Annotated in this window: 19 protein-coding genes; 4 read left to right on the top strand and 15 right to left on the bottom strand. The window is 61.8% G+C overall.

Features of this window, described 5'->3' with window-relative positions; translation table 11 throughout:
• Window positions 1-116: 116 nt before the first annotated feature.
• The 4 genes from AR306_RS04465 to AR306_RS04450 form a co-directional block, all read right to left on the bottom strand.
• Window positions 117-2,750 (bottom strand): hybrid sensor histidine kinase/response regulator, encoded by a 2,634-nt coding sequence (locus tag AR306_RS04465; RefSeq protein WP_101496348.1) that lies wholly within the window; start codon window positions 2,748-2,750, stop codon window positions 117-119.
• A complete protein-coding gene (nosP, locus tag AR306_RS04460) occupies window positions 2,668-3,828 on the bottom strand; it encodes a nitric oxide-sensing protein NosP (RefSeq protein ID WP_101496504.1) in 1,161 nt (386 codons plus the stop codon). The genes AR306_RS04465 and nosP overlap by 83 nt, the downstream gene beginning before the upstream one ends.
• A gap of 301 nt (window positions 3,829-4,129) precedes the next feature.
• A complete protein-coding gene (locus AR306_RS04455; RefSeq protein WP_101496347.1) occupies window positions 4,130-5,344 on the bottom strand; it encodes a porin in 1,215 nt (404 codons plus the stop codon).
• Window positions 5,345-5,661: 317 nt separating this feature from the next.
• Entirely contained in the window at window positions 5,662-8,076 is a 2,415-nt protein-coding gene (locus tag AR306_RS04450; protein ID WP_166627898.1) for an insulinase family protein, read from the bottom strand.
• A 168-nt stretch (window positions 8,077-8,244) separates the two neighbouring features.
• Between AR306_RS04450 and ercA the strand changes: the two genes are divergently transcribed.
• Together ercA and AR306_RS04440 are read left to right on the top strand one after the other, a co-directional pair.
• Complete coding sequence (ercA, locus tag AR306_RS04445) at window positions 8,245-9,408, top strand: alcohol dehydrogenase-like regulatory protein ErcA (protein ID WP_101496345.1); 1,164 nt, start codon at window positions 8,245-8,247, stop codon at window positions 9,406-9,408.
• Window positions 9,392-11,137, top strand: coding sequence for a PAS domain-containing hybrid sensor histidine kinase/response regulator (locus AR306_RS04440; protein ID WP_101496344.1), 1,746 nt, complete (start codon window positions 9,392-9,394; stop codon window positions 11,135-11,137). Before ercA ends, AR306_RS04440 begins: the two co-directional genes overlap by 17 nt.
• Before the next feature lie 28 nt (window positions 11,138-11,165).
• On the opposite strand, the gene AR306_RS04435 is transcribed toward AR306_RS04440, so the two are convergent.
• From AR306_RS04435 to pqqA, 6 genes are all read right to left on the bottom strand, one after another.
• On the bottom strand, window positions 11,166-13,091 hold the full coding sequence (locus tag AR306_RS04435; RefSeq protein WP_101496343.1) for a S9 family peptidase: 1,926 nt from the start codon (window positions 13,089-13,091) through the stop codon (window positions 11,166-11,168).
• Between the two features lie 3 nt (window positions 13,092-13,094).
• Window positions 13,095-14,249, bottom strand: coding sequence for a pyrroloquinoline quinone biosynthesis protein PqqE (gene pqqE / locus AR306_RS04430; RefSeq protein WP_101496342.1), 1,155 nt, complete (start codon window positions 14,247-14,249; stop codon window positions 13,095-13,097).
• Entirely contained in the window at window positions 14,221-14,499 is a 279-nt protein-coding gene (pqqD, locus tag AR306_RS04425) for a pyrroloquinoline quinone biosynthesis peptide chaperone PqqD (protein WP_101496341.1), read from the bottom strand. Before pqqD ends, pqqE begins: the two co-directional genes overlap by 29 nt.
• Window positions 14,496-15,248: a pyrroloquinoline-quinone synthase PqqC gene (pqqC, locus tag AR306_RS04420; protein WP_101496340.1), complete on the bottom strand. Its 753-nt coding sequence runs from the start codon at window positions 15,246-15,248 to the stop codon at window positions 14,496-14,498. The genes pqqD and pqqC overlap by 4 nt, the downstream gene beginning before the upstream one ends.
• 10 nt (window positions 15,249-15,258) lie before the next feature.
• A complete protein-coding gene (pqqB, locus tag AR306_RS04415) occupies window positions 15,259-16,176 on the bottom strand; it encodes a pyrroloquinoline quinone biosynthesis protein PqqB (protein WP_101496339.1) in 918 nt (305 codons plus the stop codon).
• A gap of 64 nt (window positions 16,177-16,240) precedes the next feature.
• Complete coding sequence (gene pqqA, locus AR306_RS04410) at window positions 16,241-16,312, bottom strand: pyrroloquinoline quinone precursor peptide PqqA (protein WP_101496503.1); 72 nt, start codon at window positions 16,310-16,312, stop codon at window positions 16,241-16,243.
• A gap of 281 nt (window positions 16,313-16,593) precedes the next feature.
• Here pqqA and AR306_RS04405 point away from each other — a divergent pair, with 281 nt between their 5' ends.
• Window positions 16,594-17,733, top strand: coding sequence for an aldehyde dehydrogenase family protein (locus AR306_RS04405; RefSeq protein ID WP_101496502.1), 1,140 nt, complete (start codon window positions 16,594-16,596; stop codon window positions 17,731-17,733).
• Window positions 17,734-17,895: 162 nt separating this feature from the next.
• Here the strand turns inward: AR306_RS04405 and pgm are convergent, their stop codons facing one another.
• The 5 genes from pgm to AR306_RS04380 form a co-directional block, all read right to left on the bottom strand.
• Complete coding sequence (gene pgm / locus AR306_RS04400) at window positions 17,896-19,476, bottom strand: phosphoglucomutase (alpha-D-glucose-1,6-bisphosphate-dependent) (protein ID WP_101496338.1); 1,581 nt, start codon at window positions 19,474-19,476, stop codon at window positions 17,896-17,898.
• A 109-nt stretch (window positions 19,477-19,585) separates the two neighbouring features.
• Entirely contained in the window at window positions 19,586-20,062 is a 477-nt protein-coding gene (locus AR306_RS04395) for an SEL1-like repeat protein (RefSeq protein WP_101496337.1), read from the bottom strand.
• Entirely contained in the window at window positions 20,059-20,409 is a 351-nt protein-coding gene (locus AR306_RS04390) for a hypothetical protein (RefSeq protein ID WP_240622475.1), read from the bottom strand. The genes AR306_RS04395 and AR306_RS04390 overlap by 4 nt, the downstream gene beginning before the upstream one ends.
• Window positions 20,402-20,725, bottom strand: coding sequence for a helix-turn-helix domain-containing protein (locus tag AR306_RS04385; protein WP_101496335.1), 324 nt, complete (start codon window positions 20,723-20,725; stop codon window positions 20,402-20,404). Before AR306_RS04385 ends, AR306_RS04390 begins: the two co-directional genes overlap by 8 nt.
• A 9-nt stretch (window positions 20,726-20,734) precedes the next feature.
• On the bottom strand, window positions 20,735-21,511 hold the full coding sequence (locus AR306_RS04380) for an FKBP-type peptidyl-prolyl cis-trans isomerase (RefSeq protein ID WP_101496334.1): 777 nt from the start codon (window positions 21,509-21,511) through the stop codon (window positions 20,735-20,737).
• Window positions 21,512-21,759: 248 nt separating this feature from the next.
• On the opposite strand from AR306_RS04380, the gene AR306_RS04375 reads away from it, so the two are divergent.
• Complete coding sequence (locus AR306_RS04375) at window positions 21,760-24,222, top strand: heavy metal translocating P-type ATPase (RefSeq protein ID WP_101496333.1); 2,463 nt, start codon at window positions 21,760-21,762, stop codon at window positions 24,220-24,222.
• Window positions 24,223-24,225 lie beyond the last annotated feature (3 nt).

The raw sequence follows: 24,225 nt of genomic DNA, 5'->3' as shown, positions 1-24,225 counted from the left end.
CTCACAGCGGAAAAGCTGTACAGATGCAGCAGGACTATGCCGCCAAAAATGGCGGCACCAGACTTGCAACCACCCTGTAAAACCTGCACACATTCCCGCAGACAGGGAACAAACACTCAGCCCAATAAATGATTCAGTGTCGTCTTCAAGCGCATGGGCTTGACCGGCTTGTGCATCAGGGTATGCCCCAGCTGGCGCATTTCCTGTTTCAGCTCGTTACTGTAATTGGCGGTAATCATCAACGCCGGCACAGGCCCGGCCAACTGTGCATTGATACGGGCAATGGCTCCGACACCATCCACCACGTCATCCAGATGGTAATCGACGATCAGCACATCCACCGGCAAGCTCAGCCCGGCGGTCTGTTCCGCCAGATGCGCTTCGGACAGGGCCGTCACCACCTCGCAACCCCAGCCTTCCAGCAGGTTCTGCATGGCCTGGCAAATGGCCGCATCGTTGTCCAGCACCCAGATGCGGGCACCCTGCAAACGCTCCAGCACATGCCCCTGATACTCTGCTTCGGCCCGCATGCCCAACTCGTGCCGGTGCCCCAGCGGAACCTCGATGGCAAACACCGAGCCATGCCCGGGCCTGGATTGCACCCGCAGCCGGTGCTGCAAAATGCGGGTGATCTTGTCGACAATCGCCAGCCCGAGCCCCAGTCCGCGATCCTGGCGCTGGCTGTCGCCGCGTTTGAATTCCAGAAAGATCTCGTCCAGCTTGTCCTCGGGAATGCCGGCTCCGGTATCCCAGATCTCGATCCACAGGGCGCTGGCGGTCCGGCGGCAGCCCAACAGAATGCGCCCGCCCTGCCCGGTATAACGGATGGCATTGCTCAGGAAGTTGCGCAGCACCCGGGCCAGCAAGTGAATATCGCTTTTCACCAGCACCGAACTGGATACGAAGTCCAGCTGCAGCCCGGCGCTACGCGCCATTTCCCGGTACTCCACCGCCAGATTCGACAGCAGGTCCTCCACCGCAAAGACGCCGATATCGGCCGTAATCACGCCGGCATCCAGCTTGGAAATATCCACCAGTGTGCCCAGCAGGTTTTCCACGTCATCCAGCGAATTGGATACATTCTTCAGCATCGACTGTGCATCCGCACCGCAGTTTTTATGCTCCACCAGGGCGCTGGTGAACAGTCGTGCGGCGTTGAGCGGCTGCAACAGGTCGTGACTGACGGCTGCCAGAAATTTGGTTTTCGACAGGTTGGCCTCGTCAGCCTGGTGCTTGGCCTCGCGCAGGCGGGCCTCGGCCAGCCGCCGCTCCTCCACCTCGCCGACCAGCTGGGCGTTGAGTTCGGTCAGCTCGCGGGTACGCTCGCGCACCCGCTCTTCCAGGTGCTGATAGGCCTGATGCAACGCTTCGGCATTCCTGTGGCGTTCGGTGATGTCTTTGACCATGACAAAGATGCCGTCAACACTGCCATCAGCCAGCCGGTTGGGCACATAGGAGCGCTGCATGTGGCAGTTCTTGCCGCCCACGCTGGTTTCTGCCACCTCGAAGGTCAGGGTTTCCCCCTGCAGGGCCCGGCTGATGTACGGCTGCAGGCGCCGGAAATGCTCGTCCCGGTGCGCCTCGCGCAGGCTGCAGCCAAGGGCGCTGTTGTGCGGCCAGTTGTACCACTGTTCGTATACCTTGTTGACGAAGCTGTAGGTGAAGTCATGCCGGACATAGGCGATCATGGCCGGAACATGGTCGGTGATCATGCGTATCCAGTGCTCGCTTTCACGCAGCGCCTCGGCATGACGGTAACGCTCGGTGATGTCACTCAGGGTATGCACGCTGGAGCCGTCCGCCAGCACATGCAGGCGCACTTCCAGCACGTGCCCGTCGTCCAGATGATGTTCACGGGTCATGCCGCGCAGTTGCGTGTCCGGCTGGCCCAGCCCGGGCAGCAGGCTCTCGCGCATCACCTCGGCAAAGGGCATGCCGCTGCGATAGCCGCCGGCGATGTTGGCCAGTTGCAAAAAACGGTAATTACACAGCTCCAGCACTCCCCTGGCGCTGACCAGGGCCACGCCCTGGGACAGGTTGTCGACGGTCTGCTGCAGCAGCCGGGTTTTCTGCGCCAGCTCGCGCTCGCGCCGCCGGGTTTCGCGCAGTTTGAGGTCGGTGATGTCGGTATGCACCACCACCAGTCCGCCATCCAGGGTGGGCCGTTCGGTGACCTGTAGCCAGCGCCCGTTGCTCAGGCGGTATACCACCTGCTCGGTGCTGGTGCGCAGCTTCTCGGCGATCATGCCGCTATCGGCAATCACCCGGTTCAGGGTCTGCATGCTCATCTGTTTGCTGATCTGCAGGGTGCTTTGCTGCCAGAAGCTCTCGAAATGCCGGTTGAACAGCACGATCTTGCGCTCTGCATCAAACAGGACAAAGCCGTCACTGATGCTGTCGATGGCATCCACCAGATGCTGGTGCGCCACCTGCGCCTGGTGGCTGGCCTGCGTCAGCAGGGCATTGCTGGTTTTCAGCTCGTGCATGGCATCACTCAGGGCATCGGTACGTTCACGCACCTGCTCGGCCAGCACCACCGAATGCTTGAACGAGGCATAGGCTTCCGACTGGTAGGAGCGGCCCGACTCGACCCGCTCGATCAACGCGGCATTGATGCGCTTCAGGCGTGCATTTTCCTGGCGCAGAGCCTGCAGCTCGTCAACGCGGTCATGTTCTGGAGAATGTACGCTGTCCAATGGCCACTCCGGTAAAGGTCTGGTTGATGTGCATGCCGTTGAATTGTTCGCCATAGGTATTGAAGCCGGTTACGCCGTATTGCCGGAGTATCGCTGCCACCTGCTCCTGCTCGCCACGCCCCTCGGCCTCCAGGCGGCGCAAGAAGCAATCGCAGCCGATGGTCAGCAAAGTGTCGCCGAGCCGCTCGTGCAGGCCGGCAAACAGCTGGTGCAGGTTGTCCTGCAGCGAGCCGGGCCGCATGGCGGTCAGCACGATGCCGTTTTCCACCGCACAATAAAATGTCAGGCTGTGGTCGCTGTTGACCTGCTGGATCGAACGCGGGTAATAGTGCTTGCCCATGCGCACCGCCAGCGGATTGCTGGCAAAGCTGTACAGGTCCAGCTCTTCGGGCCTGCGTCCAACGCAGCGGGCATAGGCCTCGGCAGCCGGCTCGGCGTTCAGTTCCAGCACCCGGCGCGAACTGCTGTCCACCCGGGTCACCACCAGCTTGTCGGCGGTCGGCTGCAGGTGATGGGTGGTAAACACCTCGAACTCCAGCAGTGTGTTGAACAGCACCACCACTGCCGCATTGCTGTAAAACTGGCCGCCGTAATACACCGACGTCAGGCTCAGGTGATTGTCATCGGCCGCCGAGCCGCCAAAATGCGGAATGCCGCCCATGGCCGCACTCAGCGCGGCCAGCACCACCTCTTCACGGTTGGACAGCCCGTCCAGCAAGGTCAGGGCGAAGCTGTGCCCCTTGATCGGGGCCAGCGCATGGTTGCGACAGTTCCTGACCAGCCCCTCGACCACTTCCTGCGCATCATGCAGGCCAAACCTTTCCATGCGGTCCACCAGCACGCTGGCAACCGTGAAATGACTGCTGCTGAAGCCCAGCGCGGTAATGCTGCTGCGTTCATAACCCGCAGTACTGATCTCGCCGGCGGTGGTGCAACCGACCACCGGGACGACACCGAATTCCTGCTGCAGCCCGGTCGACAGCACCTCAAGGTCGTACTCCGCCGAGCAGAAGAATAAAACCAGCGCCAGCGGCTGCCCGCGCAACTGGCCAGCCAGCTCCCGCGCCGCCCTGAGCGCACCGGACTGCCGTGTCACTGCAGTCATGACCGGCGGCAGTGCGTTGTCCGCCATGCTGTTGTCGTGTTCTGTACATGCCTGCATGGGGTATTCGCTCCTGCCGTTGTCTGGCTGCACTGCTTGCCTGCAGTAGCCGGTGTGCTGTTGCGCCCATTATATAAAGCGGTGAATCCTCGCCCCATTGCACTTGAGCGTCAGGCAGATGCTTCCAAAGTAGCAAAACACGTTGGGCCCCAGCCCAGCGACGGTGCTGGCGACCCATTCAACCGCCGTTTGCAGGATAAAAAAAGCCGGAACCCCTTGCGGGTTTCCGGCCAAGCGCTTGCTTCAGCGTTTCGGAGATAACGCGACCTGCTTACCAGGTCAGCACGGCCCCCAGAGCCATGGTCCTGGTTTTCTCATCCATGGCGCTGTTGCCTTTGCGGCCATCGATATCAAACTGGTTGTACTCGGCGACCAGCGTCAGGTTGTCGTTGATGGTACGGAAGTAGGCCGCACCACGGGTTTTATAGTGAGCGGCATTGCCAAGTACGTTGCCGTCATCACGGGTACGGCCGGTGCTCAGCGCAATGCGGTTGGCACCAAACTTGTAGGAGCCCTGCAACAAATAGCCACGACTGTCGATATCACGCAGGTTGGCCTTGCCCGGATTGTTGGTAAACAGCCCGTTGATGCCTTTGGCCTTGAAGCCGGATGCGGTTAACGACATGCCACCGTGCTTGACCTGAACACCGTAGCCGACGCCTTTTGAGCGCAGCTTGCTGGACTGGTCGTCACCGGCAATGTCGCTGCGATCGGTGTTGCTGGAAGTCTGGTGCATGCCATTGACCCAGGAGTAGATTTTGGTCTCGCCCAGCTCCACCTGATAGGTGACTTCGGACTCGAAACGCGGATTCTTCTGATAAGACTTGCCCAGATCATTACCGGCCGCATCTTTGCGAGTGGTGGTATCTGACGGATCCAGAATACCGGCAGCAATGCGGAAGCCATTCATTACCGGCGAGCGATAGGTGATCTGTGCATTGGGAAACGGATAAGGGTAACCGGTACCGATGTTGCCAAAGGAGACACCGCCACCATCCACCAGCCCCAGGGTATCGCTGACCTGGCCATAACTGGTCAGCAGCTCGTCAAGAAAGATATTGGAACGGGCAAACAGGCCGAAGTCCTTACCGATCAGCACTTCACCCCAGTCGCTGCCGACGGTGCCATAGAACTGGCGCACATCAATATCGGTACCGGTGCCGTTGTCATCACTGTCATTGATGGTAACCCAGAACGAGGCACGGGCACCCAGCTTCAGATCACCGGCCTGCTTGCCCATGTTGAAGCCGATATAGTTGGGCAGAAAGCCCATTTTGACGCGGCTCTGGCGACGGTCGAAGTTGTCTCCTGCCCGATCGACCTTGCTGTTGACATAGAAGGCGTTGATATAGCCATCGGTGGAAAAGGTGGTGTCATCATTGTCATACAGAACGATTTCGGCAGATGCAGTCTGGCTCACGGCAGCCACGGCTGTTGCCAGCGCCAGCGGCACAAACATACGTTTGGCAAGTTTATTGTTGTTCATATCTCTCTCCACTGTATTAAACGACCGGGGTTCCCGGCCGCGTCAGGGAGATTATTGAAATTACGCCCGCCGGCTGATACAGGGAGTTGGTAGCGATTGCCTGCATCTTTGTCATTGCCGCCAAATATCCGCTACGGCCCATAAGCTTTGGTGCTACACCCCTGCACTTTGGTGCCGACACCCCGCACTGACGCCAGGCTGCACCTCCTGATGGCAGAAGCGGATCTGTTTTGTTCTTTTGCACACGGGACTGTCCGCGACCGGAACCTGTCCGGCCGCAGGGAGCATGGCTCATTGCCTTGTCGGGAAGGAGGGAGTCAGGCGCCGGAAGCCGGCTGGTTGCTCAGGACCACCCAGTGACGGTCGTCCAGCACCTGTTGCAGCGCACGGGTCACACCGGCTGCATCCGTGACCGGCAGGACGGTATCCGTCGTGGCTGGTACTGCCTGATACCCGCTGCGCTGCCAGGCGGCAAAGCACCACTGACTCCATTCCTCCGGCGTCAGCCGGCCCTGTTCCGCCTCATGCCGGAATGCGGCAACGGCTTCCTGCAGCTGTTGCGCCGGCAAGCTGGCCATGCTTTCCTGCATGGCCAGCCGCAACGCCCGCAACAGCTCGCCGGCAGAAACGCTGGACGACTGGGTGGCCAGCAACAGGCCGCTCACCGCACCCTGCTGCCAGGGCATGGCGAAGATCGCGTAACACAGGCCATCCTGGCTGCGCAGCCGTTGCTGCAGCGGCCCTTGTAGCAGTGCTGCCAGCTGCTGGTACAGCAACCCTTGCGGTCCGTCTGCTGCTGGAATCAGCACCACCAGCAGGGCCTCGTCCACCTGTGCAATGCCTTCCCGCACATGGTGCCAGCCAGCGGCCAGCGGGCGTACCGAAAGACAGGCCGGCTTAGCGCCAGCAACCGGCGGATTCAACCGCAATGCTGCCATGGCGACGGGACTGCCCAGCCACAGCCCCTGTTGCGGACACCTGTTGAGCCGGCGCTGCCAGCCGGCAGCCGGTTCTGCTTCAAGCCAGAGCGGCAACTGCTGCATCAACTGGCGCAGGGCAAACGGGGATTCGACCTGCACAGCTCGCGTCTGCTCCGGCAAAGGCTCCTCCAGCAATCCGGAACACTGGTTGAGCGCCAGCGCCAGACAGTCCGCCGGCCCGTGCGCGCGCAGAAACAGCATGTCACCCGCCGCCTGCAACTGCCAGCCGATCCCGTGCCAGCGCCAGGCCCGAGCCCAGCCGGCCAGCCGCTGCTGCACTAGCGGCAATGCCGCCTGCGCCGCCCCCACCTGCCAGCCGAGATAACACAAGGCCTGTCCCTCTGGCCAGTGGGGCGGCAACAGGGTGCTCATGGCCCGGCCGGCATTGCCTGCATTGATCGCCGCTTCCAGCACCTGCTGCGGTTGCGGGGTAACGGCAAACCGCCTGCAGGCTGTTGCCTGCACCTGCATCAAGGCCGGGGTCAGCTCCTCGATGGCCAGCGGCAAACCCTGATCAAACCGGTCGCTGACGGCCTCTTCGCCCCAGGCCACCCGGGCAAAGCGGCCGGCCTGCAGCTGGCCGATCAACGCATCCAGGCTGTCCAGCGCCGCCGCCCCGTCCGTCTCCTGCAGTACCTGCTGCACCCGCTCCAGCGGCGAGGCCATCAGCCAGCGGTGTTGCCTGGCCCGTTCCAGGTAATCACGCGCCTGTTGCGAGCCCAGGTAGTGCCGCCACTGCCCGAGCCAGTCCAGCCACATTTCCAGCAGTAGCGGCCAGTCCGGTTCCCTGCAGCCTTTCCAGCTCAGGGTCACCACGCCCTGTCCGCCGTAGACATAGGGCAATCCAGCCTCAACACCGCTACAACTGAAGTGCCGCTGCAGATGCGTCAACAGGTAATCGTCGCCCTGCTGGTCCAGTATCTGTTCCAGCCACTCCACCAGCAGCGGCAAACCGGCTGCCTGCTCCGCCATGGCCACATGCAGCAACAGTCCGTGGCCGGCAGCGTCAACCTGCATGCGGGCTCGCGCACCCGGCTTGAACGCCAGAGAAGGCAGTGACTCTTGCCGTGGCCAGCGCTGTGTCAGCAGCGGCTGCAGGCCGTTTAGCACATCCGTTTGCCAGTCTGCCCAGCGACCCGGTACCGATACGGCAATGCATAGCGGGCTGTGCAGGTAGGCTCGCTGGTGAAAGTCTTGTAGTCCGGGCAAAAAACCGGCCAACTCCACCGGCAGAGTGCTTTTGTTGCCGGCGTGGAACTTGCCTGCCGGATGCCCCGGCTGTAACAAAGGCCCGGCGCTGGCAGCCAGCAATGCACGCGGCGTACGCGCATACATGCGGTACTCCTGCTCCAGCACTTCACGCTCGCTGAGCAGCGTCTGCGCACACAGCAGCGGATATGCCAGCATGTCGGCCAGACGGGCCAGTGCCGGTACAAACCGGGCGGAGTCCACTTCAAAATGAAACCCTGTCTGGCGGGCTTCGGTACGTGCGTTGACGCGCCCGCCTGCCTGCTGCACCCACTCCATCAGGCCATCGCCGGCAGCGAAATTCCGGCTGCCACGGAACACCAGATGCTCGAGAAAGTGCGCCATGCCCAGCCATTGTTCCGGCTCGTCATGGCTGCCACTGGCCAGCGTCAGGGCCAGGGCACAGGGCTGGCGTTCATCCGTTACCAGCACCTTGAGGCACACATGGGGCGCCAGCTGCATGGTGAGTGAAGGGCCAGTGGCGAGGGGCTGATGGAGCGTCATGGAATATTCCGGACAGAATTGAATGGATAAAAACATTCCCTGATTTTCCGCTTGCCGGCAATAGCACTTTGGAGCCGGCTAGACTGTCGGCTAGCTGTTGCCGAACTACAAACTGGCTTATGCTAACTGTCCCATTATTGATATCAGTCAATGACTCAAAGGCCGAGCATGTCTTCCGGATTAGGTCAGGTACGCAAATTTGTTTCACCCGAAATTGTCTTCGGTACCGGCTGCCGCCACCGGGTTGGCAGCTTCATCAGTGGTTTCGGTGCCAAAAAGGTGCTGATCGTATCCGACCCCGGCGTGCTGGCCGCCGGCTGGGTACGGGATGTGGAGCACAGCCTGCAGGAGCAGGATATTGCCTACCACCTGTTTACCGCTGTCTCGCCCAACCCGCGCGTCGAGGAGGTCATGCTCGGTGCCGAGGAATACCACCAGTACGGCTGCACCGCGATTGTCGCGATTGGCGGCGGCAGCCCGATGGATTGCGCCAAGGCCATCGGCATCGTGGCCGCGCACGGCCGCAGCATTCTCGAATTCGAAGGGGTGGATACCGTCAACATCCCCAGCCCGCCGCTGGTGCTGATCCCGACCACCGCCGGCACCTCGGCCGATGTGTCGCAATTCGTGATCATTTCCAACCAGAGCGAACGGGTTAAGTTCTCCATTGTCAGCAAGGCAGTGGTGCCGGATGTATCCCTGATCGATCCGGAAACCACCCTGACCATGGACCCCTTCCTGGCCGCCTGTACCGGCATTGATGCGCTGGTACATGCGCTGGAGGCCTTCGTGTCGATTGGCAGCGGGCCACTGACCGATACCCATGCGCTGGAAGCCATGCGCCTGCTCAATGCCAACCTGGTGCCGATGATCGCCAACCCGCAGGATATCCAGCTGCGCGAAAAGGTCATGCTCGGCAGCATGCAGGCCGGCCTGGCCTTTTCCAATGCCATTCTCGGTGCGGTGCATGCCATGTCGCACAGCTTGGGCGGTTTTCTCGATTTGCCGCACGGGCTGTGCAACGCGGCACTGGTCGAGCATGTGGTGGCCTTCAACTTTGCTGCTGCACCGGAACGCTTCAAGGTCATTGCCGAAACCCTGGGCATCGACTGCCGCGGCCTGACCGAGCACCAGGTACGGGCGCGGCTGATCGAGCATCTGGTCCAGCTCAAACAGGCGGTCGGCTTCAACGACACCCTGAGCATGCATGGCGTAAGCCTGTCCGACATTCCCTTCCTGGCCAATCATGCCATGGCAGACCCGTGCATCCTGACCAATCCGCGCAAGTCCAGACAACGTGATGTTGAAGTGGTGTATGGCGAAGCACTCTGAACAGGTACTGACCGGCCTGCTCGGGCTAGGCGAGCAGTCATCACGCAAAAGCCACTATCCGGAGTTGCTGCAACAGCTGCAGCAGCTGGAGCGCGAGCGCAACCGCTACAAGTGGCTGTTCGAGCATGCCAACTACGGTGTATTCCAGGCCCGTGCCAATAGCGGCTTTCGCGCGGCCAACCCGGCCCTGCTTAACCTGCTCGGCTACGACAGTGCAGAACAGCTGATGGCCGGCGGACCCGACATTGCAGAGCAGATCTTCTGCGGCGGGCGCAATGAAATCGAACAGATCAACCACCAGCTAATGAACGACGGCAGCGTCCAGGGCTATGAAACACGCTTTCGCTCAAGGGACGGACGTGAACACGATGTCGTCATCAACCTGTTCCTCAACACCGACGAACCCGGCCTGATCGAGGGTTTTGTCGCCAACATCAGCGAACGCAAAAAAGCCCAGCGGCGCATGCTGCAACTCAACCTGGAACTGGAACAGCGAGTCACCGAACGCACCGCCGAGCTGCACGACAGCAACCAGCACCTGCAGCAGCAGATTCGTCAGCGCGAACAGGTCGAACAGGCACTGCGCGAGGCCCGTGACGCGGCCGAAGCGGCCAACCGCAGCAAAGACAAGTATCTGGCGGCTGCCAGCCACGACTTGCTGCAACCGCTAAACGCCGCCCGGCTGCTGATTTCGACCCTGCAGGAGCGCGAGCTGCCCGCCGCCGAGCAGCATCTGGTCCAGCGTGCCCACCTGGCACTGGAAGGTGCCGAAGACCTGCTCAATGACCTGCTGGATATCGCCCGGCTCGACCAGCTGGCGGTCACGCCAGCCTATGCCACCTGCTCGGTGGCCGAGCTCTATGAAAACCTGCTGTCAGAATTCGAGCCGATCGCGCAACAGTCCGGGCTGCGGCTCGGTGCATTTTCCAGCCGTTTGCTGATCAGGTCCGATTGCCATCTATTGATGCGCATTCTGCGCAACTTCGTCAGCAATGCCTGCCGCTACACCCCGCGTGGCCGGATTTTCCTCGGCGTGCGCAAACGGGGCACCCATGTGCGGCTGGAAGTCTGGGATACCGGGATCGGTTTGAGCAAGGAGCAACTGGGCGCGGTGTTCCAGGAATTCCGGCAGTTCTCGCAGGTGCAAAGCGGCGTGCGCAAAGGCGTTGGCCTGGGCCTGGCCATTGTCGAGCGGATCGCCGACATCCTTGAAGCCCGCATACAAGTGCGCTCGGAGCCTGGGCGAGGCTCCTGTTTCAGCATTGAGGTGCCGCTGGTCTGCCGGCTGGAGCAACAGCCGCCTCCCCTGCTGCCAAATGCCGTCAGCCAGTCGGTGAATGTGCTGCAGGGCCGGCGCATTCTGGTGGTGGACAACGAACCGGACATTCTGCTGAGCATGTCGGCCCTGCTCGAACAATGGCAATGCCAGGTGTGTGTGGCCAGCGGATTCGGCGAAGCCCTGCGGGCGCTCAAGGATGCGCCGCCGGAGATCATCCTCGCCGACCTGCATCTGGACGACGGCAACAACGGTCTGGAAGTGGTTGCCCAGTTGCGCCATTACTTCGCTGATGACATCCCGGCAGTGCTGATTACCGCCGACCACAGTGACGAGCTGGCTGCATTGCGCAAGCAACTGGACATCCCGGTGCTGAACAAGCCGGTGCGGCCCAGCAAGCTGCGGGCGATTCTCAGTCAGCGGCTGGGCAGCCCGCTGTCACTCCCCGAGTGACGGCAATCCGCCAAAACAGTCCTTGCGTTCAGCAATGCTTGCCAGACCGTTCACCACGACGGACAAACTGCTGCCGGTAGAACTCCAGCTCGGCTTCCAGGGCTAATGCCAGCCGTTCGGCACTGCGAAAGCCGTGCCCCTGCTCGGGAAACTCGTGGCATGCCACCGCAACACCCTGACGGCGCAGCTGCTGCACCATGCTGCGGGTTTGTTCCGGCACCACCACCACATCCTGCCCGCCCTGGAAGAAAATCACCGGCGTGACCATGCGACCGGCCAGCGCCAGCGGCGAGCGTTGCCGGACCGATGCGCGGTTGGCTACGGTCAACGCCCCCAGCAGCCAGCCCAGATAGTCACCCTCGAATTTGTGCGTCACCTTGTCGAGCGCCAGCGGATCGCTGACGCCATACCAGCTGGCCGCAGCGGCAAAACGGTCGCTGGCCGCCAGCGCCAGCAGACTGGTGTAGCCGCCGGCGCTGGCACCACGCACGCATAACTGGTGCGCATTGACCAGTTCCCGCGCCACCAGCTCATCGACCAGGGCCAGCACATCGGCCACCTCCAGCTCGCCCCAGCGCCCGGCCAGCACCTGCCGATAGGCCCGGCCAAAGCCGGTGCTGCCGCGGTAGTTCAGATCAGCCACGGCAAAGCCGCGCTGCGTCCAGAACTGGATACGGGGATCAAACACCGGATAAGCCGCCGAAGTCGGCCCGCCATGCAGGAAAATCACCAGCGGCGGTTTTTCACCTGCAGCCAGCTGATAACCCGGGTTACGGGGCGGATAGAAAAACGCCCGGGCCTGCTGCCCCTCGCTGGTGGCAAACTCCAGTGCCTGCGGGCGGGATATCTGGTCGGGCGCCATACCGGTTGCCGTTTGTGCCAACACCCTTTCTGCTCCACTGTGACGATCAATCGCCATCACGGACGCACCCTGCACCGGATGCGAAGCAATGCAGTAAAAGTGTGTGTCATCCATGGCCAAGTGCCGCATGCGGCTGCAATCCGGCAGGTAGCGCTGCACTAGCTGCCCGGCCTGCAGGTCAAACAGGCCCAGCTTGCCGAAACCCTGCTCAAACCAGCTCAGCAGGCAATGACGCTCATCCACCGGCAGGAAGTTGCAGCCACCCATCTGCCAGGGCGCACCGGCGTGGTCAGCCCCGACCCCTTGCATGGGATGCAAGGTACCCTCAGCTTCTCGCCATGGCTGCCAGAACCCGTCCTGGTCATTCAGTGCCAGCACCCGCTGCCGGTGGTCAAACAGCGGCTGCTGGATGGATGCGTCGCCCTGCCCGCCCGCCAGCAACTCCGGAGCCTGCCAGCCGCCCTGCCCGTCCGCCCGCGCAGAGTATAGCTGCGTCTGCGTCCAGGGCTGATGCGGTCTCTGCCAGCTGATCCACAGCAGTCGCCGGCCATCCGGGCTGAGCCGTGGCGAGCTGTAGAAATCATCACCCGCCACCAGCGCCTGCGGTACGCAAGGCAGAGTCTCAAGCCTCACCGACACAATCCGGTGTTGTACCGATGTCCGGCCGTGGTCTTCTTCCACTGCTACCAGATAGCTGCCACAAGGTGCAATCTGCATGTCGGCATAACGGCAGGCCGGCTGGCAGGTCAGCGTCACGGGCGGCTGTTCCGGCCTGTCCAGCCGCTGCAGGTACAGCTGCTGGTCAGCCTCGTTGACAAACACCAGAGTCTGGCCAGAAACGGCAAAGCTGCCGCCGCCATACTCGTAGACCCTGCTGCGCACAGAGAAGCCGTCCGGCGTCAGGCAGCGGGCAGCATCGCCGACAGCCGCCTGCCACAGCAACGTGCGCCCGCTGGCCGGCTCATGACAGCTCCACACCACGCCTCGTGCTGCCGTCCGGAGCTCGACAAAGTCGGCCATGGCGCTGGCTGCCTGCCCTGCGGTCAGACGTGACGGCCAGAACCCGGCAGGTGGAGCAGCTTCACGGCGCATCACTCAGCCCCTGGCAATGATCGCCTGCGAGGCTTTTTCGTTGCGGTACACCAGCCGTGACGGATCGGATATCGTCCTTTGCGCCTGCGCCCGGATGTCCAGAATCAGGTCATGGTGCGGCGACTTGCTGCACACCGGGTCGGCATTGGCGGCATCACCGGTCAGCATGTACGCCTGGCAGCGACAACCGCCATAATCCTTTTCCTTCTCGTCACAGGAGCGGCACGGCTCCGGCATCCAGTCATGGCCGCGAAAATGGTTGAAACCGCCGGACACCCGCCAGATGTGCTCGATGCTGTGGTCTTTCACATTAGGGAACTCGATCGGCAACTGGCGTGCACTGTGACAGGGCAAGGCGGTGCCATCGGGCGTGATATCCAGAAACAGGCTGCCCCAGCCGCTCATGCAGGCCTTGGGCCGTTCGTCATAGTAATCCGGCGCAACGAAGATCAGCTTGCAGGGATGATTCTGCTGCGCCAGCTTCTCGCGCCATTGCTGCGTGACTGCCTCGGCCCGTTGCAGCTGCTCGCGGGTCGGCAACAGCTCGGCCTTGTTCAGGTCGGCCCAGCCATAGAACTGGCAGGTGGCCAACTCGACATAGTCGGCGTCCAGTTCGATGCACAGCTCGATGATGCGGTCGATACGGTCGATGTTGTGCCGGTGGGTAACAAAGTTGAGCACCATCGGGTAGCCCTGCGCCTTCACCGCCCGCGCCATGGCCAGCTTCTGGGCGAAAGCCTTCTTCGAGCCGGCCAACATGTTGTTCACCTCTTCGTCCGCCGCCTGGAAGCTGACCTGGATATGGTCCAGCCCCATATCGCTGAGCAAGACGATCTTGTCGTCGGTCAGGCCGATGCCCGAGGTAATCAGGTTGGTGTAGTAGCCCAGATCACGTGCTGCCCTGACCAATTCCGGCAGATCCTGGCGCACCAGCGGCTCGCCGCCGGAAAAACCCAGTTGCGCCGCCCCCAGCTCCCGGGCCTGGCGGAACACCTCAATCCATTGTTCGGTGGTCAGCTCCTGCTGGCTGCGGGCAAAATCCAGCGGGTTGGAGCAATAAGGGCACTGTAGCGGGCAGCGGTAGGTCAACTCGGCCAGCAGCCACAGCGGCGGGCTGACGGAGTTTTTGTCATTTGCATTCAAGCCAGAAGTTGCCATGGGCCACCTCCATAAACTGTTGCACGTCGTCAGCCAGATCCGGCGCATCAGGAAACTGCGCCTGCAGGGCCGTGATGATTTCACCCAGCGTGTGCACGCCGTCCACCTGCTGCAGAATCAGCGCGGCGCTTTCGTTAAGCTGGATCATCCCTTCGGGATACAGCAATACATGGCAGTTCTGCGCCGGCTCCCACTGAAAGCGAAAGCCACGACGCAGGCGGGGCACCTGTTGCAGTTCGGCAGTACTCATACCCCCAGCCCCCTGTGCCAGACCCGATCGCCGGTGACACTGTGATACGGCGGGCGGTTCAACTCGTAGGCCATGCTCATGGCGTCCAGCATGCTCCACAGCACATCCAGCTTGAACTGCAAAATCTCCAGCATGCGCTGTTGTTGTTCATAAGTGGTGTAGTGCGCGAGGGTAATGCTCAGGCCATGCTCGACATCACGCCGCGCTTCGCTCAGGCGCTTGCGGAAATACTCATAGCCCCGCTCGTCGATCCAGGGGTAATGCTGAGGCCAGGCATCCAGCCGCGACTGGTGAATATGCGGCGCAAACAGCTCGGTCAGCGAGCTGCTGGCCGCCTCCTGCCAGCTGGCGCGGCGGGCGAAGTTGACATAGGCATCCACGGCAAAGCGCACACCCGGCAGCACCAGCTCGCCCGACAGCACCTGCTGCCGCTCAAGCCCGACTGCCTCGGCGAGCCGCAACCAGGCTTCAATACCGCCGTCATCGCCCTGCAGGCCGTCATGGTCAAGCATGCGCTGTACCCATTCGCGGCGAATGTCCCGGTCAGGGCAGTTGGCCATGATGGCCGCATCCTTCATCGGGATGTTGATCTGGTAATAGAAGCGGTTGGCCACCCAGCCCCGGATCTGTTCTTTGCTCGCTGTGCCGCTATGCATCGCCACATGGTAGGGATGGTGAATGTGATAATAGGCACCCTTGTCACGCAGCGCCTGCTCGAACGCCTGCGGGGTCATTGCGGTTGTCGACATGCGGTTCTCCTTAGAGCTGGATGCTCATGCCGTCAAAGGCCACCTCGATACCTGCGGCATTCAGCTGCGCACGTTCGGGCGAGTCTTCATTGAGGATGGGGTTGGTGTTATTGATGTGAATCAGCACGTGGCGGCGCTGCGGAAACTGCGCCAGCGTTTCCAGCATGCCGCCCTCGCCGCTTTGCGGCAGGTGGCCCATCTGGCGGCCGGTCTTGCTGCCCACGCCATAAAATTGCATTTCGTCGTCGCGCCAGACGGTGCCGTCAACCATCATGCAATCGGCCTGCTGCATAGCGGCTAAAATCTGCGCGTCAATTTCGCCCAGCCCCGGCGCATACAGCAGGGTCGCACCGTTGCGCCGGTCGGTAATCAGCAGGGCAATGTTGTTGCCCGAACGGGGCTTGTCGCGGTGCGGCGAATACGGCGGCGCGTTGCTGCGGATGTCGATGGCGACAAACTCAAGGTTCGGACAGGACGGCAACACGAATGGCTCGCCATCCAGCCGGATCGGCTGGTGCAGTAGCCCGCCACCATCCCAGAATGACAGCATGTTGAACAGCGGAAAGCCGCTGGTCAGGTCCTGGTGCACTAATTCAGTGCACCAGACCCGGTGCGGACAGCCTTCGCGCAGGGTTAAAAGCCCGGTCACGTGGTCGATCTGGCTGTCCAGCAAAATAATGTCGCCAATGGCGGTGTCACGCAGCGCCCGCGCCGGCTGCAGCGCCGGAAAGGACGCCAGCTGTGCACGAATATCCGGCGAGGCGTTGCACAGAATCCAGTTCTCGCCATCATCGCTGACCGCGATCGACGACTGGGTACGCGCCTTCGCATTTAGCGTGCCCTGGCGCAAGCCGTGGCAGTTGTGGCAATTGCAGTTCCACTGGGGAAAGCCGCCGCCCGCTGCCGAACCCAATACCTGAATATGCATGCCGCTCTCCCGTTTTCGTTCGCCGCAAGCAAAAACCCCGGCGGTGCCGGGGTCTGCTGCAACCTTAGCGGTTGTTGATGTACATGGTTACTTCAAAGCCGATACGCAGATCGTTATATGCCGGTTTGGTCCACATGGTCGTATCCTCGTTGTTGTTATCAATACCGGATTGGTCCGGTGAGTTATTTATAGCGAGAAGCCGCCCGCGACCGAACAGTACCTTGGTGCCGTTTTGCATGGCCTTTGGCAGGTAACCCGAGTCACCGCCCTTACCGCCTCGCCGCTGGAACCAATACCAAAGACCTACATTTATCGCCTTTGATACTATTCACCCGCCCGGCATACCTCTCTATGATCGGTCACAACCCCCACAGCCCGACGCTGCGGGAGACCGACAAAAACAAGAGGCCATTCATCATGATCTACGCACAACCCGGTACTCCAGGCGCCCTGTTCACCGTCAAGCCACGTTACGGCAACTACATCGGCGGCCAGTTTGTCGCGCCGGTCAACGGCAACCACTTCACCAACACCACGCCGGTGACCGGTGCGGTCTGTGGCGAATTCCCCCGCTCCGATGCCGATGACATCAACCTGGCGCTGGACGCCGCCCACGCCGCCGCAGCCGCCTGGGGCAAGACCTCGGTGCAGGAGCGTTCCCGCATCCTGCTGCGCATCGCCGACCGCATCGAGGAAAACCTCGAACTGCTGGCCGTTGCCGAAACCTGGGACAACGGCAAGGCCGTGCGTGAAACCCTCAACGCCGACGTGCCGCTGGCCGCCGACCACTTCCGCTACTTCGCAGGCTGCATCCGCGCCCAGGAAGGCACCGCCGCCGAGATCGACGAAACCACCGCCGCCTACCACTTCCGCGAGCCGCTGGGCGTAGTCGGCCAGGTCATCCCCTGGAACTTCCCGCTGCTGATGGCCGCCTGGAAGCTGGCCCCCGCGCTGGCCGCCGGCAACTGCATCGTGCTCAAGCCGGCCGAGCANGAAGTGATGAAGAAGGTCAAGCAGATCAAGCGCGGCAACCCGCTGGATACCGAAACCATGGTCGGTGCCCAGGCCTCGCAGGCGCAGTTCGACAAGATCATGTCCTACATGAAAGTGGCCGAAGAGGAAGGTGCCGAGCTGCTGACCGGCGGCAAGGTCGAGCAACTGGAAGGCGACCTGGCCAACGGTTACTACGTGCAGCCGACCCTGTTCAAGGGCCACAACAAGATGCGCATTTTCCAGGAAGAGATCTTCGGGCCGGTCGTCGCCGTAACCACCTTCAAGGACGAAGCCGAAGCGCTGGCAATGGCCAACGACACCGAGTTCGGTCTTGGTGCCGGCATCTGGACCCGCGACATCAACCGTGCCTACCGCATGGGCCGGGGCATCCAGGCCGGTCGTGTCTGGACCAACTGCTACCACCTGTACCCGGCGCACGCCGCCTTCGGCGGTTACAAGAAGTCCGGTGTCGGCCGTGAGACGCACAAGATGATCCTGGACCACTACCAGCAGACCAAGAACCTGCTGGTCAGCTACAGCACCAGCCCGCTGGGCTTCTTCTAGGCCGCAACGGCTTGAGCACAGGGCCACCCCGACCGGGTGGCCTTTTTGCGTCTGCCGGCGCAGGGATGCAGGACGCTTCAGGCATGGATGCGGCAGCTGTCTTCTTGCTTCCGGTAGGGCCTCCCGTAACCGCGACAGATACAGTGCGGACGACAGCCGGAATCAGCCGAGACTGTCACCAACCAGCTGTCGCGCCTCTTCCAGCAGGCGCTGCAGGTGCTGTTCGCCAAGAAAGCTCTCCGCATAGATCTTGTACAGGTCTTCGGTGCCACTGGGACGGGCGGCAAACCAGCCATTGGCCGTGATCACCTTGAGGCCGCCGATGTCGGCATGATTGCCCGGTGCGCGGGTGAGAATCCGCTCGATCGGCTCACCGGCCAGCTCCTGCTGTTTGACAGATGCCGGGCTCAACTGCTTGAAGGCCGCTTTTTGCTCTGCCGTGGCAGCTGCATCCACACGCCGGTACACCGGGGCTCCGTGCTGTTGCTCCAGTTTCGCGTAATACTCCGATGGCAGCATGCCAGTAACGGCAGTGATTTCTGCAGCCAGCAGACACAATACGATGCCGTCCTTGTCGGTGGACCAGGGCCGGCCATCCAGGGTAAGCAGGCTGGCACCGGCGCTTTCCTCACCGGCAAAGCCGAGCCAGCCGTCATGTAATCCCCCGACAAACCACTTGAAGCCGACCGGCACCTCATACAGCTCACGCCCGTGGCTGGCCACGATGCGGTCGACCAGCGACGAGGTAACCAGTGTCTTGCCGATTTTCAGGTCTTTCGGCCAATTGTCACGGTAGGCCAACAGGTAATCGATGCACACACAGATGAAATGGTTGGGGTTCATCAGGCCGGCAGCATCGACAATACCGTGACGATCGGCATCCGGATCGTTGCCGAAGGCCAGATCGAAGTCATGACGGATTTCCAGCAAGTTGGCCATGGCAGCGGGGCTGGAACAGTCCATGCGGATGCGGCCATCGTGGTCCGGCGGCATGAAGGCAAAACTTTCGTCGATCTGCGGATTGGTCACGCTCAGGCCCAGGCTGGCATCCTGCGCCAGTGCCTGCCAGACCGGCAGGGCGGTACCACCCATGGGGTCGGCACCCAGCCTGAGACCGGCCCGGCGAATCGCGGCAAGATCGATCACCTGTTCCAGCCCGTCAATATACTGCTGTACATAGTCGTGGGTGGTCACTTGCCCAATGGCCTGTTCCAGCGACACGGTTGTAATGCCGGCACACTGGTTCAGCAGGTAGTTGTTGGCCCGCTGCTGCATCCAGCCGGTGACGTCAGTATCTGCCGGGCCGCCATTGGGCGGGTTGTATTTGATGCCGCCGTCTTCCGGCGGATTATGTGACGGCGTGATGATCAGGCCATCGGCCAGTCCATCAGACCGCCCGTCGTTGTATGCCAGGATCGCGCGGCTGACCAGCGGTGTTGCGGTCACCTGGTTGTCGGCGGCAACGCGCACATCCACGCCGTTGGCAACCAGCACCTGCAACACGGTTTCCCACGCCGGCAGGGATGCGGCATGGGTGTCACGACCAAGAAACAGCGGCCCGTCAATACCGGCCTGTGTACGGTAGTCGACCACCGACTGGGCAATCGCCAGCAGGTGCGGCCGGTTGAAGGTATGCTTCAGTGGCGAACCCCGGTGGCCCGAGGTGCCAAAGCTGACGAGCAGGGCCGGACTGGAGAAATCCATGTCGGCATCAAGGTAGGCGGTGCGGATCTGGTTGTTCATGCAGGATGGTTTCCGGTCAGAAATGCAAACGGACGGACATTTGCCGGGGCAAACATTATCCAAAAGATACAACCATCCTACTACAGTTCACGGCTCCGGCAGAATTGCTTCAAATCAGCGGATGCTCGCCCAGCTGCTCGCGGATGCGGGCGGCCTTTTTTTCGTCGCGGGTCTGCTCCGGGCCGCCCTCACCGTACAGTTCCAGCAACTTGATACCGGCTGTCGGGTGACCATGCTGCAGCGCCAGTTCGAACCAGTCGGCGGCCTGTTGCGGATCGCCGGCCTGATGGATGCTTTCCTGCAACGAATACACGCCCAGCTGATAGGCGGACCTGGCATCGCCGGCCTGGGCCGCCAGCCGCAGCAGGCGTACGCCTTCGTTGCGTGCGCCCATGCCCTGCCCCTTGTGCAACAACAGATGGCCATAAAAGGCCTTTGCCTGTACATCGTCATAGGTGGCCATGCGGGCAAACTGGCCCTGCATCCACTCCCACAACCAGTCGGTCTCGACCGCCCAGCGCTGATTGAACAGCCGCCGCGCGACCCAGTACCCCAGCATGGCACGCCATTTCCACCAAAACATCATGCCCCTCCCGGGTAAGAAAATGTAAACACCCGCAGCAACTCCTGCTCATGCCAGTGTCTGGCTGCCGTCTCGTCGCCCGGCATCCCGATGATGCCGGCCTCGGCCAGGTGCTGGAAAAACCCGCTGCGCGGCAAGTTGCTGCCAGCCTGGCTGACCACCAGCGCACTGCGCAGCGGCCAGCCCTGCCTTGCATCATGCTCGCCCAGCTGTTCAAGCAGTCGAGCCAGATGCTGCATGCCCGGTGCCGGCAGTGGCAATACGTCGAGCAACTGCCGATAAGTCAGGGTATGACGTTGCTGCCGGGCCACGTCCAGCTGTTCCAGCAGCAACTGCAGCGGCTCAGACATCCCACTGCTGCACATTGAATACACGCCCGAAGGCACGCAGCAGAACGGCGCTGGGCTCACGCTCACCGGTTTCAATCATGTGCAGATACGCCGGGCTGATCCCCGCCTCCCGCGCCAGGGCTTCGAGCGTCAGTTTGTGCTCTTCGCGCAGCGCACGCAAGCGGCTCAAGGGCACTGCCACTACGGGCTCCGACTCCCGTTTGCGGGCATGACCAGCGGAGTCGTGCCCGGCATCACGCAGCAGGCGCTGAAAATCCGCCCAGGGCAACACGGCATACTCCGGCTCACCCTCGCGGTAAATGACCTGGATGTCCATGGCAGCACATTATTCCTGTTCGTCATTCCCGGCAGGCTCGCCTGCTTCGGCTTCGGCTTCGGCCCCGGCTTCAGCAACAGGTGCGTCCTGGCCAACAATGCCCAGCAGTTCGACTTCAAACACCAGGGTCGAGTTGGCCGGAATGGCCGGGGTCGGGCTTTGTGCGCCGTAGGCCAGCTCGCTGGGGATGACCAGACGGTATTTTTCACCAACGCTCATCAGCTGCAGCGCCTCGACCCAGCCGGGGATCACTGCCATCACCGGGAACTCGACCGGCTCGCCACGCTCGACGGAACTGTCGAACACGCTGCCGTCAATCAGGGTGCCGGTGTAGTGCACGCTGACGGTATCGCCGGCCTTGGGTTTGTTGCCTTCGGCAGCGGTCAGCACTTCATACTGCAGACCGGTCTCGGTGGTCACCACGCCGTCACGCTTGGCGTTCTCGGCCAGATAATCCTTGCCGGCCTTGGCGGTGGCATCGTTCAGCGCGTTCATTTTCTCTTCCGCGCGCTTTTGCACAAACATGAAGGCTTCCATCAGCTCTTCATCACCGACACGCTGCGCGCTGCCAGACAGTGCATCGGCAATACCGGCGGCCACAGCCTGCGGGTTGATATCATCCATGCCGTCTTCCTTGAGGTTCTTGCCCATGGTCAGACCAATACCGTAAGACACCTTTTGTGCCGGGGTCTTGAGGTCAACGCCGGAATCCGCCGCCTTGTTGTCACAGCCAGCCAGGGTCAGGGTTGCCACGGCCACAACAGCCGCCAGATGTTTTAGCTTCATGAATGTATCCTTGTTGACAATGCATTGAGTAATGAACGGGCAAGCTTAGCAGCCCTGTGTCCATTTTAAAGGGGGCAGGTCCATTTAAATGGGCCTGCCCCCTTTAAAATGCTCCTGATGGGCACTCTGAAAGCATGAAACGGACAAGGTTCCCCTATAAAACCGTAATTGCAGCACAGGCTTCCTTGACCTTCCCATCGTGGCAAGCCTTATCCTTGGTACATCGAATCATTTCTCTGGAGACAGCCATGTCCAGCACCCATCAGCTTGAAATCCCCGTCAAGGGCATGACCTGTGCGTCCTGCGTCGGACGTATCGAGCGCGAGCTGTCGGCCATGGCCGGCGTCAGCGAGGTCAATGTCAACCTGGCCACCGGCCGGGCGCGGGTCACCCATGACGAGCAACAAACCACCGCAGCCCTGGTCAACGCCATCGAAGCACTGGGCTTCGAGCCGCAGGGTCAGCAGGCCGAACTGGCGATCAAGGGCATGACCTGCGCCTCCTGTGTCGGCCGGGTGGAAAAGCAGATAGCCACCTTTCCCGGCGTGATCAACGCCGAGGTCAACCTGGCCACCGGCAAGGCCCGCATCCAGCATGCAGGCGCGGACTTTGCCGCCCTGACCGCCATGCTCACCGACAGCGGCTATCCGGCCAAGCGCATTGACGATGCCCCAGCCACACAGCAAGCCGACCCAAGCGAGCAGTTCGCCGAAACCGTCGAGAGCCTGAAGAAGTCCCTGTTTGTAGCGTTTGCACTGGCCATTCCACTGTTCATCCTGGAGATGGGCGGCCATGTATTTCCATCCTTCCATGACTGGCTGCACGCGCTGATCGGCCAGAAAACCAGCTGGATCATCCAGGCGGCACTGGCCGCCGGCGTGTTTTTCGGCCCGGGCTGGCCGCTGATCAAGGCCGGTGTGCGCGGCCTGATCCGCTGGCAGCCGGACATGAATGCTTTGGTCGCACTGGGTACCGGTTCTGCCTTTGGTTATTCACTGGTCGCCACCTTCATTCCCGGGGTTTTGCCAGAGGGTACGGTCAACGTCTATTACGAAGCGGTGGGCGTGATCATCGCGCTGATCCTGCTTGGCCGTTATATGGAGAACAAGGCCAAGAGCAACACCTCAGAGGCGATTCAGGGCCTGCTCAAGCTGCAGGTAAAGACCGCACGCACCATCACCTGCTGCGGCAACGCCAAGGATGTGCCCATCGAGGAAGTCACTGTCGGCAAGACGCTGGAAATCCGCCCCGGCGAGCGCATTCCGCTGGATGGCGTGGTCACCTCCGGTGACAGCTTTGTCGACGAGTCGATGATCAACGGCGAGCCGGTACCGGTACAGAAAACCGAAGGCAGCCCGCTGGTCGGCGGCACCATCAACCAGACCGGCGTGCTGCGCATGGAAGTGCAGAAAGTCGGTGGCGATACCCTGCTGTCACAAATCATCCGCTTGGTGGAACAGGCACAGGGCAGCCGTCTGCCGATCCAAAATCTGGTCAACCAGATCACTGCCTGGTTTGTGCCGGCGGTCATGGGCGCAGCCGCACTGACCTTTCTGGTCTGGGTCATCTTTGGGCCATCGCCCGCACTGACGCTGGCACTGGTCAACGCAGTGGCAGTGCTGATCATCGCCTGCCCCTGCGCCATGGGCCTGGCGACACCGACTTCCATCATGGTCGGCACCGGACGTGCTGCCCAGCTGGGCGTGCTGTTCCGTCAGGGTACCGCGCTGCAGGGCCTGCAGGATGCCAAGGTAGTGGCTGTCGATAAAACCGGCACCCTGACCGAAGGTCGTCCCGTGCTGACCGACTTCGTGGTTGCGGCAGGCGTGGACGAAACCCGTGCCCTGCAACTGCAGGCATCGCTGGAGCACCAGTCCAGCCACCCGGTATCGCGTGCCATTGTCGCCGCCGCCGAGGATAAACAGCTGCAACTGTTGCCGGTCAGCGAATTTGATTCCCTGACCGGTCTGGGTGTACGCGGCACGGTCGATGGCCAGCAACTGCATGCCGGTTCCAGCCGCCTGATGAAGCAGCTGGCGGTCGACATTTCCGGCTTTGCCGATGCTGCAGGCCAGCTGGCAAAAGAAGGCAAGACACCGATGTATCTGGCGATTGATGGCCAGCTTGCCGCCATGCTGGCGGTGGCTGATCCGATCAAGGCCAGCACACCGGCCGCCATCCGCGCCCTGCACGAGCTGGGCCTGAAGGTGGTGATGATCAGTGGTGACAACCAGCACACGGCCCAGGCAATTGCCGATCAGCTGGATATCGACGAGGTGGTCGCCGAGGTGATGCCCGCGCAGAAGGTCGAGACCGTGCAGCAGCTGCAGGCCAGATACGGCAAGCTGGCCTTTGTCGGCGACGGCATCAACGACGCTCCTGCGCTGGCCAGCGCCGACATCGGCATCGCCATTGGTACCGGTACCGACATCGCCATCGACGCCGCCGATGTGGTACTGATGTCCGGCCAGCTGACCGGTGTGGTCAACGCCCTGCAGATTTCCCGCAGCACGCTGCGCAACATCAAGCAGAACCTGTTCTGGGCCTTTGCCTACAACGCCGCGCTGATTCCGGTTGCCGCCGGTATCCTCTATCCGGTCAACGGCACACTGCTGTCGCCGATGTTTGCCGCCGGCGCCATGGCCATGTCCAGCGTGTTCGTGGTCAGCAATGCGCTGCGTCTGCGCAAGGTGAAGGCGGTGCTGGCGTAGGTG

This window comes from Thiopseudomonas denitrificans (assembly GCF_002866065.1).
Classification (GTDB): Bacteria; Pseudomonadota; Gammaproteobacteria; order Pseudomonadales; family Pseudomonadaceae; genus Thiopseudomonas; species Thiopseudomonas denitrificans.
Note: the sequence above shows the minus strand (reverse complement) of the source record. Positions and strands in the feature narration are given on the sequence as shown.

Bases quoted from the DNA above. Each gene is read 5' to 3' on its own strand.
- AR306_RS04440 (WP_101496344.1), top strand. From the start codon at position 9,392: ATGGCGAAGCACTCTGAACAGGTACTGACCGGCCTGCTCGGGCTAGGC.
- pgm (WP_101496338.1), bottom strand. From the start codon at position 19,476: ATGAACAACCAGATCCGCACCGCCTACCTTGATGCCGACATGGATTTC.
- AR306_RS04385 (WP_101496335.1), bottom strand. From the start codon at position 20,725: ATGGACATCCAGGTCATTTACCGCGAGGGTGAGCCGGAGTATGCCGTG.
- AR306_RS04465 (WP_101496348.1), bottom strand. From the start codon at position 2,750: ATGGCGAACAATTCAACGGCATGCACATCAACCAGACCTTTACCGGAG.
- AR306_RS04455 (WP_101496347.1), bottom strand. From the start codon at position 5,344: ATGAACAACAATAAACTTGCCAAACGTATGTTTGTGCCGCTGGCGCTG.
- AR306_RS04435 (WP_101496343.1), bottom strand. From the start codon at position 13,091: ATGCGCCGTGAAGCTGCTCCACCTGCCGGGTTCTGGCCGTCACGTCTG.
- pqqB (WP_101496339.1), bottom strand. From the start codon at position 16,176: ATGCATATTCAGGTATTGGGTTCGGCAGCGGGCGGCGGCTTTCCCCAG.
- AR306_RS04380 (WP_101496334.1), bottom strand. From the start codon at position 21,511: ATGAAGCTAAAACATCTGGCGGCTGTTGTGGCCGTGGCAACCCTGACC.
- pqqE (WP_101496342.1), bottom strand. From the start codon at position 14,249: ATGGCAACTTCTGGCTTGAATGCAAATGACAAAAACTCCGTCAGCCCG.
- AR306_RS04390 (WP_240622475.1), bottom strand. From the start codon at position 20,409: ATGTCTGAGCCGCTGCAGTTGCTGCTGGAACAGCTGGACGTGGCCCGG.
- AR306_RS04450 (WP_166627898.1), bottom strand. From the start codon at position 8,076: ATGACGCTCCATCAGCCCCTCGCCACTGGCCCTTCACTCACCATGCAG.
- ercA (WP_101496345.1), top strand. From the start codon at position 8,245: ATGTCTTCCGGATTAGGTCAGGTACGCAAATTTGTTTCACCCGAAATT.
- AR306_RS04375 (WP_101496333.1), top strand. From the start codon at position 21,760: ATGTCCAGCACCCATCAGCTTGAAATCCCCGTCAAGGGCATGACCTGT.
- AR306_RS04395 (WP_101496337.1), bottom strand. From the start codon at position 20,062: ATGATGTTTTGGTGGAAATGGCGTGCCATGCTGGGGTACTGGGTCGCG.
- nosP (WP_101496504.1), bottom strand. From the start codon at position 3,828: ATGGCGGACAACGCACTGCCGCCGGTCATGACTGCAGTGACACGGCAG.
- pqqD (WP_101496341.1), bottom strand. From the start codon at position 14,499: ATGAGTACTGCCGAACTGCAACAGGTGCCCCGCCTGCGTCGTGGCTTT.
- pqqC (WP_101496340.1), bottom strand. From the start codon at position 15,248: ATGTCGACAACCGCAATGACCCCGCAGGCGTTCGAGCAGGCGCTGCGT.